19 protein-coding genes are annotated in these 15,503 nt (G+C 59.7%); 11 read left to right on the plus strand and 8 right to left on the minus strand.

What is annotated here, in order from left to right; all coding sequences use genetic code 11:
* The first annotated feature begins 205 nt into the window (after positions 1 to 205).
* The 10 genes from E4P00_RS14135 to E4P00_RS14180 all read left to right on the plus strand — a co-directional run bounded on the left by E4P00_RS14135 (position 206) and on the right by E4P00_RS14180 (position 7,212).
* Positions 206 to 1,180 carry a KpsF/GutQ family sugar-phosphate isomerase gene (locus E4P00_RS14135; RefSeq protein WP_032877777.1) on the plus strand — a complete coding sequence of 325 codons (975 nt, stop codon included), beginning with the start codon at positions 206 to 208 and terminating at the stop codon, positions 1,178 to 1,180.
* Complete coding sequence (locus E4P00_RS14140; protein ID WP_005784847.1) at positions 1,181 to 1,705, plus strand: HAD family hydrolase; 525 nt, start codon at positions 1,181 to 1,183, stop codon at positions 1,703 to 1,705.
* A gap of 8 nt (positions 1,706 to 1,713) precedes the next feature.
* Entirely contained in the window at positions 1,714 to 2,286 is a 573-nt protein-coding gene (lptC, locus tag E4P00_RS14145) for an LPS export ABC transporter periplasmic protein LptC (RefSeq protein ID WP_057701586.1), read from the plus strand.
* Entirely contained in the window at positions 2,273 to 2,806 is a 534-nt protein-coding gene (lptA, locus tag E4P00_RS14150) for a lipopolysaccharide transport periplasmic protein LptA (RefSeq protein WP_057701587.1), read from the plus strand. The genes lptC and lptA overlap by 14 nt, the downstream gene beginning before the upstream one ends.
* Complete coding sequence (gene lptB, locus E4P00_RS14155) at positions 2,806 to 3,531, plus strand: LPS export ABC transporter ATP-binding protein (RefSeq protein ID WP_005784841.1); 726 nt, start codon at positions 2,806 to 2,808, stop codon at positions 3,529 to 3,531. Before lptA ends, lptB begins: the two co-directional genes overlap by 1 nt.
* Before the next feature lie 183 nt (positions 3,532 to 3,714).
* Positions 3,715 to 5,208, plus strand: coding sequence for an RNA polymerase factor sigma-54 (locus E4P00_RS14160; protein ID WP_005784839.1), 1,494 nt, complete (start codon positions 3,715 to 3,717; stop codon positions 5,206 to 5,208).
* Between the two features lie 75 nt (positions 5,209 to 5,283).
* Positions 5,284 to 5,589, plus strand: coding sequence for a ribosome-associated translation inhibitor RaiA (gene raiA, locus E4P00_RS14165; RefSeq protein ID WP_003171804.1), 306 nt, complete (start codon positions 5,284 to 5,286; stop codon positions 5,587 to 5,589).
* Between the two features lie 9 nt (positions 5,590 to 5,598).
* Positions 5,599 to 6,063: a PTS IIA-like nitrogen regulatory protein PtsN gene (ptsN, locus tag E4P00_RS14170; protein WP_032877784.1), complete on the plus strand. Its 465-nt coding sequence runs from the start codon at positions 5,599 to 5,601 to the stop codon at positions 6,061 to 6,063.
* A gap of 2 nt (positions 6,064 to 6,065) precedes the next feature.
* The gene (gene rapZ / locus E4P00_RS14175) at positions 6,066 to 6,923 is read left to right on the plus strand and encodes an RNase adapter RapZ (protein ID WP_248131804.1); all 858 of its coding nucleotides are present in this window, start codon (positions 6,066 to 6,068) and stop codon (positions 6,921 to 6,923) included.
* Positions 6,924 to 6,939: 16 nt separating this feature from the next.
* The gene (locus E4P00_RS14180; protein ID WP_216090750.1) at positions 6,940 to 7,212 is read left to right on the plus strand and encodes an HPr family phosphocarrier protein; all 273 of its coding nucleotides are present in this window, start codon (positions 6,940 to 6,942) and stop codon (positions 7,210 to 7,212) included.
* Positions 7,213 to 7,233: 21 nt separating this feature from the next.
* Here the strand turns inward: E4P00_RS14180 and E4P00_RS14185 are convergent, their stop codons facing one another.
* The 6 genes from E4P00_RS14185 to pmbA all read right to left on the minus strand — a co-directional run bounded on the left by E4P00_RS14185 (position 7,234) and on the right by pmbA (position 12,487).
* Complete coding sequence (locus E4P00_RS14185) at positions 7,234 to 8,127, minus strand: ZIP family metal transporter (protein ID WP_005784830.1); 894 nt, start codon at positions 8,125 to 8,127, stop codon at positions 7,234 to 7,236.
* Between the two features lie 32 nt (positions 8,128 to 8,159).
* Positions 8,160 to 8,771, minus strand: coding sequence for a superoxide dismutase (locus E4P00_RS14190; RefSeq protein ID WP_032877788.1), 612 nt, complete (start codon positions 8,769 to 8,771; stop codon positions 8,160 to 8,162).
* A 1-nt stretch (position 8,772) separates the two neighbouring features.
* A complete protein-coding gene (locus E4P00_RS14195; protein WP_005784824.1) occupies positions 8,773 to 9,201 on the minus strand; it encodes a hypothetical protein in 429 nt (142 codons plus the stop codon).
* 27 nt (positions 9,202 to 9,228) lie between these two features.
* On the minus strand, positions 9,229 to 10,605 hold the full coding sequence (locus E4P00_RS14200) for a class II fumarate hydratase (protein WP_032877789.1): 1,377 nt from the start codon (positions 10,603 to 10,605) through the stop codon (positions 9,229 to 9,231).
* The gene (locus E4P00_RS14205) at positions 10,598 to 10,993 is read right to left on the minus strand and encodes a FagA protein (RefSeq protein WP_248131807.1); all 396 of its coding nucleotides are present in this window, start codon (positions 10,991 to 10,993) and stop codon (positions 10,598 to 10,600) included. The genes E4P00_RS14200 and E4P00_RS14205 overlap by 8 nt, the downstream gene beginning before the upstream one ends.
* Before the next feature lie 147 nt (positions 10,994 to 11,140).
* Complete coding sequence (gene pmbA / locus E4P00_RS14210) at positions 11,141 to 12,487, minus strand: metalloprotease PmbA (protein WP_005784818.1); 1,347 nt, start codon at positions 12,485 to 12,487, stop codon at positions 11,141 to 11,143.
* A gap of 108 nt (positions 12,488 to 12,595) precedes the next feature.
* On the opposite strand from pmbA, the gene yjgA reads away from it, so the two are divergent.
* Positions 12,596 to 13,117: a ribosome biogenesis factor YjgA gene (gene yjgA, locus E4P00_RS14215; RefSeq protein ID WP_005784816.1), complete on the plus strand. Its 522-nt coding sequence runs from the start codon at positions 12,596 to 12,598 to the stop codon at positions 13,115 to 13,117.
* 44 nt (positions 13,118 to 13,161) lie between these two features.
* Here the strand turns inward: yjgA and tldD are convergent, their stop codons facing one another.
* Positions 13,162 to 14,604, minus strand: a complete 1,443-nt coding sequence (tldD, locus tag E4P00_RS14220; RefSeq protein WP_012722229.1) for a metalloprotease TldD — start codon at positions 14,602 to 14,604, stop codon at positions 13,162 to 13,164.
* Positions 14,605 to 14,620: 16 nt separating this feature from the next.
* Complete coding sequence (locus tag E4P00_RS14225; RefSeq protein ID WP_032877791.1) at positions 14,621 to 15,469, minus strand: carbon-nitrogen hydrolase family protein; 849 nt, start codon at positions 15,467 to 15,469, stop codon at positions 14,621 to 14,623.
* Positions 15,470 to 15,503: the final 34 nt, after the last annotated feature.

Genomic DNA, 15,503 nt, shown 5'->3' on the forward strand with positions numbered 1-15,503 from the left:
GGACCGAACTGGCGGCGAACTATATCACCGCTGGTGCGGCGCCCCCAAGGCCGGAACAGCGCTCGTTCAGATTTAGGACAGGGAATAACCGTTACCGAAGGTGATTGGCTGGAACTTCGCGCACAAAGCCTGACGAACTTACGTGAGGGAATTGATCATTACCGCTATAATCGCCGCCTTTTCGTCAGGCTATACGATTTCAGACATGAGCCAATCCAGCGAACTTGTTCAATCCGCACAACGCACCATCCGCCTAGAGCTTGAAGCCGTAGAAGGCTTGCTGGCCCATATCAACGCGGATTTCGTGCGCGCCTGCGAGATGATCCTGGCCAGCAAGGGCCGCGTTGTCGTGGTCGGCATGGGTAAATCCGGACACATCGGCAACAAGATCGCCGCCACCCTGGCAAGCACCGGGACCACCGCTTTTTTCGTGCATCCGGCCGAAGCCAGCCACGGCGACATGGGCATGATCACCAAGGATGACGTGATTCTGGCGCTGTCCAATTCCGGCACTACCAACGAAATCGTGACCCTGTTGCCGTTGATCAAGCGCCTGGGTATCCAGATGATCAGCCTCACGGGCAACCCGGAATCGACCCTGGCCAAGGCCGCCGACGTCAACCTCAACGTGCACGTGGCCCATGAGGCCTGCCCGTTGAACCTGGCACCGACTTCCTCCACCACCGCCGCACTGGTCATGGGCGATGCCCTGGCGGTGGCGCTGCTGGAGGCCCGCGGGTTTACCGCAGAAGACTTCGCATTTTCCCATCCAGGCGGTGCCCTCGGGCGTCGCTTGCTGCTGAAAGTGGAAAATGTCATGCATTCGGGCGCCGAACTGCCAAGCGTTCCACGCGGTACCCTGCTCAGGGATGCGCTGATGGAAATGACCCGCAAGGGCCTGGGCATGACGGCAATCCTGGAGACCGACGGACGCTTGGCCGGGATATTCACCGACGGTGATCTGCGCCGCACCCTGGACCGCACCATTGATATTCACACCGCCACCATCGACGCGGTGATGACCCCCCACGGCAAGACCGCCCGCGCTGAAATGCTCGCGGCTGAAGCGCTGAAAATCATGGAAGACCACCGGATCGGCGCGCTGATCGTCGTCGATAACGATGATCGACCGATCGGAGCCCTTAACCTTGGCGACTTGCTGCGCGCAGGAGTGATGTAAATGACCAGCGATCTTTTGCAACGCGGTAAAAACATCAAGCTGGCGATTTTCGACGTTGACGGCGTGCTGACCGACGGCCGCCTGTACTTTCTCGAAGACGGCAGCGAATTCAAGACATTCAATACGCTCGATGGCCAGGGCATCAAGATGTTGATGGCGGCGGGTGTGCAAACGGCGATTATCAGTGGTCGAAAGACGCCGGTTGTGGAACGCCGCGCACAAAACCTCGGAATTGCTCACCTGTATCAGGGCCGCGAGGATAAACTGGTGGTGCTGGACGAGCTTCTTGGCCAACTCAACCTAAGCTATGAACAAGTCGCCTATCTGGGTGACGACCTGCCCGACCTGCCGGTGATTCGCCGGGTGGGCCTGGGCATGGCGGTCGCGAATGCCGCGGCGTTTGTGCGCGAACACGCCCATGGCATCACCACCGCCCGTGGCGGCGAAGGTGCTGCCCGCGAGTTCTGCGAGTTGATCCTGCGTGCCCAGGGCAGCCTTGAAGCGGCCCACGCCGCCTACCTATAGAGCGTTATATGCTGAGCAAAAAGATTCGCAACTTCCTGCTATTCGGGGTCATTGCCGCGCTGTTCCTGGCGGTGGGCTACTGGAATATCAGCCCGGAGCGCTTTCTCGACAAGCCTGTTGCGCAGGTTGACGAAGGTGTTATCGACTATTACGCCACCAACGCCTACAGCATTCAGTTCCTGCCAGACGGCAAGGTGCAGTATGAAATGACGTCGGACAAGGTCGAGCACTTGAAGGCCTCTGAAGTCAGCCTGCTGACCAATCCGGACCTGAACCTGTATCGCGGCACCGAATTCCCGTGGCATGTCACCAGCAAGCGCGGCGAGGTCAACCCGGACGGCACCGAAGTTGAACTGATCGACTCGGTCCGCGTCGCACGTACAGACGCGCAGAACCGCGACACCATCATTACCAGCAGTCGCATGACGGTATTCCCACAGAAGCAATATGCGCAGACCGAGCAAGACGTTAGAATCGACGGCGCTGGCGGTGTATCGACTGGCAAGGGAATGAAAGCGTATTTGAAAGAAAGCAGGATACACCTGCTATCGAACGTAAGAGGACAGTATGAGGCTCGTTAAAACCCTCCCTATTTTGCTCGGTCTGGGCGCAGCACTGGGAAGCGTGAGCGCCTGGGCTCTGCCGAACGATAGCCAGCAACCGATCCACATCTCGGCTGACGATGCGCAGCTCGATGACAAGCAAGGTGTTGCCACCTACACCGGCGGCGTCATCATCACCCAGGGTTCGATGAAGATCACCGGTAATACGGTGACCTTGACGCGTACCCAGGCCGGCGATATCGATGTCGTGACCTCGGTGGGCAACCTGGCTTACTTCGAACAGAAGCAAAAGGCAGAAGACCCAGGCCCGATGAAAGGCTACGGCAAGACCATTCAATACCATGCCCAGCAAAATCGCATCGTACTGATCGATCAGGCCAAAGTGCTCAGCGCCGACGGTAACTCGACCGAAGGCGAGAAAATCGTCTACAACACCAAGACCCAGGTCGCTCAGGCCGGTCGCGCCAATGGCAACAAGGTCACCGCACCTCGTCCACGTATCGACATGGTTATCCAGCCGAAGAAGAAGGCCGAGTAATGGCAACCCTGAAAGCCCAGCATCTGGCCAAGGCCTATAAAAGCCGCCAGGTGGTACGTGATGTCAGCCTGTCGATCGACAGCGGCCAGATCGTCGGCTTGCTCGGCCCCAACGGTGCCGGCAAGACCACCTGCTTCTATATGATCGTCGGGCTGGTCCAGGCGGATCAGGGTCGCGTATTGATCGACGACCTGGACGTCAGCCACCAGCCCATGCACGGTCGTGCACGCGCCGGCATTGGTTATCTGCCCCAGGAAGCGTCGATCTTCCGCAAACTGTCGGTAGCCGACAACATCATGGCGATCCTCGAGACCCGCAAGGAACTCGACCGCGACGGCCGCCGCAAAGAGCTGGAAAGCCTGTTGCAGGAGTTCCACATCAACCATATTCGCGACAACCTCGGCATGAGCCTGTCCGGTGGTGAGCGCCGCCGCGTGGAAATCGCCCGCGCCCTGGCCACCGCACCGAAGTTCATCCTGCTGGATGAGCCGTTTGCCGGCGTTGACCCGATTTCGGTCGGCGATATCAAGCAGATCATTCACCACCTCAAGGCCAAGGGTATTGGCGTGCTGATCACCGACCACAACGTCCGTGAGACGCTGGATATCTGTGAAACCGCCTATATCGTCAACGATGGTCAGTTGATTGCTGAAGGCGACGCCGAGACCATCCTGGCCAATGAACTGGTCAAGGAAGTTTATCTGGGTCACGAGTTCCGCCTGTAGACGGAGTGGTATCGCGCCTTTCGCCGGAGCGCGCAGGAGTCAATAGAAACCTTGGTTTTTTTATTGTTACCGCGCTCTAGGCAAAGGCCCTGATATCAGGCATATAATTTGCTTATGTTGGCGCTCACGCGCCCTGTCGTGGATGGCGCATTGCGCCGGCGAATAAGGTGTTAAGCCCCTGCCATGAAACCATCGCTAGTCCTGAGAATGGGCCAGCAGCTGACGATGACACCGCAGCTGCAACAGGCCATCCGCCTGCTCCAATTGTCGACCCTGGACCTGCAGCAGGAAATCCAGGAGGCCCTGGAGTCCAATCCGATGCTCGAACGCCAGGAAGAAGGCGACGACTTCGACAATGCCGACCCACTGGCCGACAACATCGAGCAAAAACCCAATCCCGACGTGCAGGAACCCTCCTACCAGGAAACCGCCCCTACGGTGGACAACCTGGAAGAAGGCGAATGGAACGAACGCATTCCCAACGAGCTTCCCGTGGATACCGCATGGGAAGACGTTTACCAGACCAGCGCCAGCAGCCTGCCGAGCAATGATGATGACGAGTGGGACTTCACCACCCGCACCTCGGCCGGCGAGAGCCTGCAGAGCCACTTGCTGTGGCAACTCAACCTGGCGCCGATGTCGGACACTGATCGCCTGATCGCGGTTACGCTCATCGATTGCATCAATAACCAGGGTTACCTGGACGAAACCCTCGACGAGATCCTCGAAGCCTTCGACCCGGAACTGGACATCGAGCTGGACGAAATCGAAGCCGTCCTGCACCGCATCCAGCAATTCGAGCCCGCCGGCATCGGCGCCCGCACGCTCAGCGAGTGCCTGTTGCTGCAACTGCGCCAGTTGCCTGCCAAGACGCCATGGCTCGCCGAGGCCCAGCGCCTGGTCAGCGACTACATCGATCTGCTGGGTAGCCGCGACTATAGCCAGTTGATGCGCCGCATGAAGCTCAAGGAAGACGACTTGCGCCAGGTCATCGAGTTGGTGCAAAGCCTCAACCCGCGCCCCGGTTCGCAGATTGAATCCAGCGAAGCCGAATACGTGGTTCCCGACGTGATCGTGCGCAAGGACAACGAGCGCTGGCTGGTGGAGTTGAACCAGGAATCGGTGCCACGGCTGCGGGTCAACCCGCAATACGCAGGTTTTGTGCGCCGCGCCGATACCAGCGCCGACAATACCTTCATGCGCAACCAGTTGCAGGAAGCGCGATGGTTCATCAAGAGCCTGCAAAGCCGCAACGAAACCCTGATGAAAGTCGCCACCCAGATCGTCGAGCACCAGCGCGGGTTCCTGGAATACGGGGACGAAGCCATGAAGCCTCTGGTGCTGCACGATATCGCCGAAGCGGTAGGCATGCATGAATCGACAATTTCCCGGGTAACCACGCAAAAATTCATGCATACCCCGCGCGGTATTTATGAGCTGAAATACTTTTTCTCCAGCCACGTCAGCACCTCCGAAGGCGGCGAATGCTCGTCCACGGCGATCCGCGCGATCATCAAAAAACTGGTTGCCGCGGAAAATCAGAAAAAGCCGTTGAGTGACAGCAAGATCGCTGGTTTACTGGAGGCACAAGGTATTCAGGTCGCCCGTCGAACCGTCGCCAAGTACCGTGAGTCCCTTGGGATCGCGCCTTCCAGCGAGCGTAAGCGGTTGATGTGACGGGCGGGCCACAGCGTTCCAGTGGTGGGTATTCCTGCCCACCGCTTTATGCACTGGCAACGAAGGAGAAGCTGTATGCAAGTCAACATCAGTGGACACCAGCTGGAAGTCACCAAGCCCCTGCGTGAATACACCGAGAGCAAGCTGAACAAGCTTGCAGGGCATTTTGACAAGATCACCAACGTGCAGGTCATCATGGAGGTCGATAAGCTCAAGCAGAAAATCGAGGCCACCCTGCACGTACCGAATGCCAAGCTCGTCGCCAATGCGGAACACGAAGACATGTACGCGGCGATTGACTCGCTCTACGACAAGCTCGACCGCCAACTCATAAAGCATAAGGAAAAGAATCTGCACCTGATGCAAGGTACAGGTCGTTAACCCTCCCCCATGATCCAACTTCAAACCATCCTGACCCCCGGCCGTTCCCTTGTGAACGTGCCGGGCGGCAGTAAAAAGCGCGCCCTGGAACAAATTGCCAACCTGATCAGCAGCCAAGTGCCTGAGCTGGAGATGCAAGATGTTTTCGAGGCTCTGATTGCCCGTGAAAAACTCGGCTCCACCGGTTTTGGCAACGGCATCGCTATTCCTCACTGCCGCCTCGAAGGCTGCCAGACCCCGGTCAGCGCCTTGCTGCACCTGGAAAAACCCATCGACTTCGACGCCATCGACGGTGCTCCGGTTGACCTGCTGTTCGTGCTGCTGGTCCCGCAAGCCGCCACCGATGCGCACCTGGAACTGCTCCGGCAGATAGCCAGTATGCTCGACCGTAAGGAAGTACGTGACAAGTTGCGCAGTGCCAGCAGCAACGAGGCGCTGTATCAGGTCGTCCTGGATGAACAAAACGGGCAGTAATCATGCGTTTGATCATCGTCAGCGGCCGCTCCGGCTCAGGTAAAAGCACCGCCCTCAATGTGCTTGAGGACAACGGCTTCTATTGCATCGACAACCTGCCGGCCGGCCTGCTGCCGGAGTTGGCGGAGCGCGCCCTTATCCACACCGAGCTGGCGCAGCCGCTGGTCGCTGTGTCGATCGACGCCCGCAACCTGCCCAGCCACCTCTCGCGGTTCCCGGAACTGCTCGAAGAAGTGCGCGCCAAGCACATTCATTGCGATGTGCTGTACCTGGATGCCGATGAAGAAACCCTGCTCAAGCGCTTCTCCGAAACCCGTCGACGCCACCCGCTCAGCAGCGCCAACCGCTCCCTGGCCGAAGCCATTGAAGACGAGACCAAACTGCTGGGGCCGATCATTGATCTGGCCGACCTGAAGATCAACACCACCAGCCTGAACCTGTACCAGTTGCGTGACGCGATCAAGTTGCGCCTGCTGAATCAGCCCGAGCCGGGCACGGCGTTCCTGGTCGAGTCGTTTGGCTTCAAGCGTGGCATGCCGGTCGATGCCGACCTGGTGTTCGATGTGCGCTGCCTGCCCAACCCTTACTGGAAGCCGGAATTGCGCGATCAGTCGGGGCTGGATCAGCCCGTCGCCGACTACCTTGCCGCGCAGCCGGATGTGGAAGAGATGTTCCAGGACATCTCCAGCTACCTGCTTAAATGGTTGCCGCGTTTTGCCGCGAGCAATCGGGCGTATGTCACCATTGCCATTGGCTGCACGGGTGGCCATCACCGCTCGGTTTACCTGACTGAGCGGCTGGGCCAGGCGCTGCAACAAACCCTCAAGAATGTCCAGGTTCGCCACCGCGACCTAAGCTGAAAGGAACACCTGCGCGATGCCCGCTCTGGAAATTGAAATCATCAACAAGCTGGGCCTGCACGCCCGGGCTTCGGCAAAGTTCGTCGGCGTGGCCGGAAAGTTTCCCTGCCAGATCCGCGCCGGGCGCACACCGGAGTCCATGGTCGATGGCAAGAGCATCATGGCGATGATGATGCTGGCAGCCGGCAAGGGCACCACGATTCATCTGCACACTGCAGGCGAGCAAGAGCAGGAAGCGATGAAGGCGTTGGTTGAGCTGATCAACAACAAATTCGATGAAGGCGAATAACCGCCGATACGAGAGCTGGCTTCAGCCCAACGCCGTATCCATCACCATCATCAGGCAAAACCCGATACACAACCCCAGGCTGGCGAGCTTTTCGTGACCGTTGCGACGCGATTCGGGGATGACTTCATGGGTCACTACCAACAACATCGCACCGGCGGCCAGCGCCAGCCCCAACGGCAGCAACACCTCAGCCAGGCTCACCAGCCAGGCGCAGAGCACCGCAAATACCGGTTCAACCAATCCTGATGCGGCGCCGATCAGGAACGCCTTGATCCGCGACATCCCCGCCCCAGCCAATACCAGCGCGATCACCAAGCCCTCGGGTACATCCTGCAAGGCAATGCCCATGGCGAGACTGTCAGCATCCGCCATCCCTCCTCCCGCGGAGACGCCCACTGCCATGCCTTCGGGAATGTTGTGCGCAATGATGGCGAATACAAACAGCCAGATGCGCGGCGGGATCACCGGCTTATCCGGCGTCCCCACCAGCATCTCCGGGCTGGCGCCGGAGACCTTGCGATCCACCAGATACAACCCGAATGCGCCCAGCATGATGCCGAAGCTGATCAGCCCACCCGCACCCCACGGCGAAAGGCCCAGGCCTTCAGCCGCGGCGATACCCGGCACGACCAGGGAAAAAGCGGTCGCTGCGAGCATCACACCTGCACCGAAGCCCAGCAAGGTGTCGCTCAACGCTACCGGCATCCGCCGTATCACCAGGACCGGCACCGCGCCCAGCGCCGTGCCGAGCGCGCAAATCGCGCCGCCCTGCAACGCGCGCAGGATACGCGGCTCAAGGTCCAACCAGGCCAGCCCATGGGCCACCAGCAACGCAGTCCCTGCCAATAACAGCAGTGAACCGAACGCATAACGGAACATTCGCACGCTGCTGATCGCCAGTGTTTCAGTGCCCATAGTCGCCCTTAGATCTTGTTTTAGAGTGAATGTCAGGCCAAGGCGGCCTGGTAGCGGGCAGCAACTTCCGGCCAGTTAATTACGCTGTAGAACGCATTGATGTATTCAGGGCGACGGTTCTGGTAACGCAAATAGTAGGCATGTTCCCAGACGTCCAGACCGAGGATTGGCGTGTTGCCGCTCATCAGCGGGCTGTCCTGGTTGCCGCTGCTTTCCACGACCAGCGTGTTTTGCGGGGTGACGCTCAACCAGGCCCAGCCACTGCCGAAGCGGGTCAGCGCAGCCTTGGTGAATGCCTCCTTGAAACTGTCAAAACCGCCCAATTGCTCATCGATAGCCTTGCCCAGCGTGCCTTCGGGCTTACCGCCCCCTGTAGGTGACATGACCGCCCAGAACAACGAATGGTTTGCATGGCCGCCTCCTTGATTGACCACGGCAACGCGTAATTTCTCCGGTAATTTCTGCACGCTGGACACCAGCTTCTCCACCGGCCAACCGGCGAATTCCGTGCCCTCCACGGCAGCATTCAGATTATTGATGTAAGTCTGGTGATGCTTGGTGTAGTGAATCTCCATGGTTTGCGCGTCGATATGCGGCTCAAGGGCGTCATAGGCGTAAGGCAGGGCCGGCAGGGTGTAAGTCATATCAATGTGCTCCATAGTGAGACGAGGTCGACTGCGGCGCAGCATCGCCCAGCAACCGGTGGGTGCGGGGGTACTCGCCGTGATCGCTGATGAAATTCAACAGCTCGACGTAGGTCTTGCTGCTCTGGCGCAACGCCGCCTCGCGCAACTGCGGGTTAAGGCGCGGGTCCTGCATGGTCTGCAACAATCGCTGGTGAATGGCGCAGAGGTATTCCGCGCTTTCCTCAGGTTGATTCAGGCGCAAGTGCAGGTCCGCCAGGTTGTGATGAGAAATGACGCAGGCCGCCACTGCTTCGTCGGCATCCGCCCAGCGTTCGAACAACACTTGGGCCAGGGCCAGGGCTTGCAGATAGGCCTCGCGGGCATCCACCAGCTCGCCCGCCATAAAGCAGCGATTGGCCCGTTCGATCGTACGTTTCCAGTGCTCCATGGTGAGCCTCCAAAGCAGGGTGGTTAATTACACGCCGCCAGCCGTGAGCTTTTCCGGGTCCAGCAGGACTTCCAGTTGGCTGCGCGGCAGGTCGGTGTGCTCAAGGGCGACATCGATGACCGGGCGGCCTTGCTGGTAAGCCTTCTTGGCAATTTCAGCGGCCTTTTGATAACCAATGATTGGGTTTAGGGCGGTGACCAGAATCGGGTTGCGCGACAGTGCTTCTTTGAGCTTGGCTTCGTTGACCTTGAAGCTGGCAATGGCCTTGTCCGCCAGCAAACGACTGGAGTTGGCCAGCAACTCAAGGCTGCTGAGCAGGTTTTGGGCGACGATCGGCAACATCACGTTCAGCTCGAAGTTGCCCGATTGACCCGCAACCGTGATGACGGTGTCATTGCCGATGACCTGCGCAGCGACCATCGCCGTGGCTTCCGGGATCACAGGGTTGACTTTGCCGGGCATGATCGACGAGCCCGGCTGCAAGCCCTCCAGCTCGATTTCACCGAGGCCGGCCAAGGGGCCGGAGTTCATCCAGCGCAGGTCGTTGGCAATCTTCATCAGTGATACAGCTGTGGCCTTCAACTGGCCTGAGACTGCGACGGCAGTGTCCTGGGAGCCAATCAATGCAAAAAGGTCCTTGCCGGGCGTGAACTTCACCCCGGTCAAATGGCTCAGTTGCTGGCTGAAACGCCCGGCAAATTCAGGATGCGCGTTGATCCCGGTGCCCACCGCTGTGCCGCCCTGGGCCAGTGCCTGCAAGGCCGGAAGCAGGTCCTGCAAGTGCCCGATATTGGCCTTGAGCTGCTGCGCCCAGCCATGGAGCACCTGGCTCATGCGCACCGGCATGGCGTCCATCAAGTGGGTACGGCCGGTCTTGATGAACGGATGCACCTCTTCAGCCTTCTGCTCGATCACCTGCACCAGGTGCAGCAGGGCTGGCAGCGTTTGCTCATGCAGTACCAAGGCGGCGCTGACGTGAATGGTGGTGGGGATAATGTCGTTGCTGCTTTGGCCGCAGTTGACGTGATCGTTAGGGTTGACCACCTCGCCAAGCAAACGACTGGCAAGGGTCGCAATCACTTCATTGGCGTTCATGTTGGAGCTGGTGCCGGAACCGGTCTGGAAGATATCCACCGGGAAGTGCTGCATGTAGTCACCTTCGAGCAAGCCTTGGGCGGCATCGACAATGGCCTTGCCCTGCCCTTCGCTGATCTGCTTGAGGTCGACGTTGACCTTGGCCGCGGCTGTCTTGGCCAGGATCAGGGCGCGGATGAATTGCGCCGGCATACGCTGATGGCTGATCGGGAAGTTGTTCACCGCTCGCTGGGTTTGCGCGCCATACAACGCGTCTTGCGGCACATGCAGTTCGCCCATACTGTCGCGTTCGATACGGGTGTTACTCATCATTAGATCCTTGCACCAAGTCAGAAACGGAAATCGAAGGCAGTAATTCACAGGTCGCCAACTGCCAGGCAAAGGTCTGCCAGCGCTTGAGGCGGCAGGCACACTGGGAGAGTTTTTCCACGTCGCGCAGCGGGCGCCACGCTTGGTCCAGGCACATCGAACGCCAATGCCAGGGCAGCGCGATATCGCTGGCGGTGTCGATCAGCAGGCGGAATGAAGTTTCGGCGATCGTCCACGGATGGGTCGCGGTGCAACAGGCCAGGTATCGACCTTCATTGAGGTAATGTTCGATCAGGCGAGGTTCATTGGGATCGAGGCCACAGCGAATCTGGCGGCTCATCCAGCGCCAGCTTTCCAGATACGGATCCTCATGCAGGACAGAACTCATGATCCACACTCATTCGGTAATGATATTTATTATTAAATGATATTGAGAATCAAAACAAGAGTGCCCGATTAATACCTCTGTGACATGGGCAATAAAAAAGGCGCGCCATCCTTGGGATGGCGCGCCTTTCCTTGAGTACCGGAGAGGTTAGCTACCGGCGACCGTCATCCGCTCGATCAGCACAGACCCCGTGCGGATATTGCTGCGCAACTCCAGATCATTACCCACAGCGACAATTTGCTTGAACATATCGCGCATGTTGCCGGCGATCGTCACTTCCTGGACGGCGAATTGAATTTCGCCATTTTCCACCCAGAAACCTGCCGCGCCCCGGGAGTAATCACCGGTGACCATATTCAGGCCCTGGCCCATCAACTCAGTCACCAGCAAGCCACGCCCCATGCGTCGCAGCAATGCAGCCTGGTCTTCGTCACCATGGGTCACGAACAGGTTATGCACGCCACCGGAGTTGGCGGTACTCGGCAGGCCAAGCTTGCGACCGGCATAGGTACCCAACACATACGAGACCAGCTCACCATTTTCGACAAACGGCTTGGCATAGGTCGCCAGGCCATCACCGTCGAACGACGAACTGCCCATCGCACGCATCAAATGCGGGCGCTCATCGATGGTCAACCACTCAGGAAACAGCTTTTGGCCGATTGCGCCTTCAAGGAATGACGATTTTCGATAGAGGTTGCCACCGGAAATCGCCCCCAGGAAGCTACCGAACAAACCACCGGCCAGTTCCGCAGAAAACAGCACCGGCACTTCGCACGTCGGCACCGGGCGCGCGCCCAGGCGACTGGCGGCACGCTGTGCAGCCCGTTGGCCAATGCTGACGGGGTCTGCCAACAAATCACCCTGGCGGTTCACGTCGTACCAGTAGTCACGCTGCATCTGGCCGTTGGCTTCGGCGATCATCACGCAACTGAGGCTGTGACGTGTGGACGCATAACCGCCGATAAAACCATGGCTGTTGCCGTACACACGGCAGCCCTGGTGAGTGCTCAGCGTGGTGCCATCAGCATTCTTGATCCGAGGGTCGGTATCGAAAGCCGCCGCTTCGCAGATCAGCGCTTGTTCAATGGCTTGCTCCGGGGTGATGTCCCAGGCGTGGAACAGGTCGAAATCCTGCACATCCCTGGCCATCAGCGCCTTGTCGGCCAGCCCCGAGCTTTCATCCTCGGAGGTGTGCTTGGCAATCGCCAACGCAGCGGCGACGGTCTCGCGAATCGCTTCCGGGCCGCTGGCCGAGGTGCTGGCCGAGCCTTTGCGCTGGCCTGCGTACAAGGTGATGCCGAACCCCTGGTCGCGGTTGAACTCGACCGTTTCCACTTCCCGCTGGCGCACCGAAGTCGACAGCCCCTGCTCCAGCGACACCGCCACTTCACAGGCGCTGGCCCCCTGGCGCTTGGCCTCGGCGAGGATCTGCTCGACTTGTTCCTGCAGTGCCGGTAACGCTTGCGGACCGACGCTTTGGGCTGCACTCATGGTTTTCTCCACTCAAATTCTGCTTTCGGTTAAGGCCATCGAGCGACCGGGCCGGACAAGCGGCCCCCGACTGGTTATCATGGCGGCGTTTCTTTGCGGACTGCCACCATGGTTGATTCTTACGACGACTCCCTCGATGGGGAGAAAAGCAAAACCCAGGTCAAACGCGAGCTGCATGCTCTGGTTGACCTCGGCGAGCGCCTTACAACGCTCAAAAAAGATTTGATTGCCAAACTGCCATTGACCGACGAAATGCGCCGGGCCCTGGCTGATGCGCCCAAGCACACCGCGAATATCGCGCGCAAACGGCACATCTCGTTTATCGGCAAACTGATGCGCGATCAGGACATTGACGCCATTCTGACCTTGCTTGATCAAACCGATGCCTCCACTCGCCAGTACAACGAACGCTTCCATAACCTGGAACGTTGGCGTGACCGCCTGATCGCGGGCGATGACGCCGTGCTGGAGAAATTCGTGATGGACTACCCGGATGCGGACCGCCAGCAATTGCGCTCCCTGATCCGTCAGGCCCAGCACGAGCAGGCGCACAACAAAGCGCCGGCCACCAGCCGTAAAATCTTCAAGTACATCCGTGAGCTGGACGAGACTCAACGCGGCCTGCGCTGATCCTCTTCCACGGGTGGCGGCCTTCGCCACCCGAAGCTCCGTCCTTACGACCCCGTGCCACCCACGGTGATCGCATCAATTTTCAGGGTTGGCTGCCCCACGCCTACCGGCACTGACTGCCCATCCTTCCCGCATGTGCCCACGCCGCTGTCCAGCGACAGGTCGTTACCGACCATCGACACCTTGCTCATGGCCTCCGGCCCGTTACCAATCAAGGTGGCCCCTTTGACCGGCGCGGTAATCTTGCCGTCTTCGATCAGGTACGCCTCGCTGGTGGAGAACACGAACTTGCCGCTGGTGATGTCGACCTGGCCACCGCCCAGATTGGCGCAATAGATACCGCGTTTCACCGAGGCGATGATTTCCGCCGGATCGCTTTCGCCACCGAGCATGTAGGTATTGGTCATGCGTGGCATCGGCAAATGCGCGTAGGACTCACGACGGCCGTTACCGGTGCGCGCCACGCCCATCAGGCGAGCGTTGAGCTTGTCTTGCATATAGCCCTTGAGCACGCCGTTTTCGATCAGGGTGGTGCATTCGGTCGGCGTGCCTTCGTCATCGACGCTCAGCGAACCACGGCGCCCGGCCAGCGTGCCGTCGTCCACGATGGTGCACAGCTTGGACGCAACCATCTCACCCATTCGCCCGCTGTAGGCCGAACTGCCCTTGCGGTTGAAGTCGCCTTCCAGCCCGTGGCCGACGGCTTCGTGGAGCAACACGCCAGACCAACCCGAGCCCAGCACCACCGGCAAGGTGCCGGCCGGTGCAGGGATGGCTTCGAGGTTGACCAGCGCCTGGCGCAGCGCTTCACGGGCATAACCCATGGCACGGTCATCGGTGAGGAAATAGCGGTAGTCGGTACGCCCGCCGCCGCCATGGCCACCGCGTTCGCGACGACCGTTCTGCTCGACGATCACACTCACGTTGAAACGCACCAGCGGCCGCACATCCGCCGCCAGCCCGCCATCGGTGGAGGCAACGAGGATGCGCTCCCACACACCGGCCATGCTTACGGTAACCTGCTGGATACGGGGATCCAAGGCACGGGTAGCGGCGTCGATACGTTTCAGCAGCTCGACTTTTTCCGCACGGCTGATCACTTCCAGGGGGTTATCCGGCGCATACAACTGAGCCACGTCCTGGGTGCTGAACGCCTGCACCGTGCCATTTTGTCCGGCGCGGGAGATCGAGCGCGCAGCACGTGCTGCCAGGCCCAGCGCCTCCAGGGTGATCGCATTGCTGTAGGCAAAACCCGTTTTTTCACCAGACTGGGCACGCACGCCCACTCCCTGGTCGAGGTTGAAACTGCCTTCCTTGACGATGCCGTCTTCCAGGGCCCAGGACTCGGAAATCTGCCCCTGGAAATACAGGTCAGCCGCGTCAATGCCTGGCCCGGCGAGATCGCCCAGCACGGTTTGCAAACTTTCGATGGTCACGCCACCGGGTGCCAGGAGGTGTTCACTGACTGAGGACAACAACTCGCTCATAGGTTTGGCCTTAAATTCATCGTTCTGAAGCAGGCCGCTGCGCGCCCTGCGAGAAAAAGCGCCGGTGGTTCGCCACCGGCATGCGCGTCCGTATCGACGCTTGTTCACCGCTATCGCGTTCGGCCAGTAGCACCGCTTCGCCTTGATCCTGTTGCGCCAGCACCCGCCCCCAAGGGTCGATGATTGCCGCGTGGCCAAAGGTTTCCCGTGGGCCTGGGTGCACACCGCCTTGAGCCGCTGCCAGCAGGTAGCACTGGGTTTCAATGGCCCGCGCCCGAATCAGCACATCCCAATGGGCGGCCCCAGTCACCGCCGTAAAGGCCGAGGGCGCGGTAATCAATTCAGCCCCCGCAGCGCGTAATTCGCTGTACAGCTCGGGAAAGCGCAAGTCATAGCACACCGTCAGCCCCACGCGGCCCACTGGCGTATCCGCCACCACTACATTGCTTCCAAAAGCATAGTCGTCGGATTCGCGGTAGCGACCGCGAGCATCCGCTACGTCCACATCAAACAAGTGGAGCTTGTCATAGCGAGCGACGATTTCACCCTGATCATTGATCAGCAGCGAGCAAGCGTTGGCCTTGGCGTGGGGATGGTCCCTGGGCGGCAGCGGCAACGTGCCGGCCACTATCCATAAGGTGAGGTCGCGGGCAGCCTGTTTCAACCATGGCAGGATCGGGCCTTCACCGAATGCTTCGGCGCGGCCAATGTCGGCCACGTCACGGCGTCCCATGGCGGCGAAGTTCTCCGGCAAAACCGCGAGTTTCGCGCCGTTTGCCGCCGCCTGCTCCAGCAGGCGGCGTGCCTGGGCGAGGTTGGCCAGCACGTCGCTCTGGCTGACCATTTGGATTACTGCAAAGGACATGGGCCGACACTCCAGACAGGGCATGGGGCCATGC

Origin of the sequence: Pseudomonas sp. B329, from assembly GCF_023127835.1 — a bacterium.
GTDB lineage: Bacteria > Pseudomonadota > Gammaproteobacteria > Pseudomonadales > Pseudomonadaceae > Aquipseudomonas > Aquipseudomonas synxantha_A.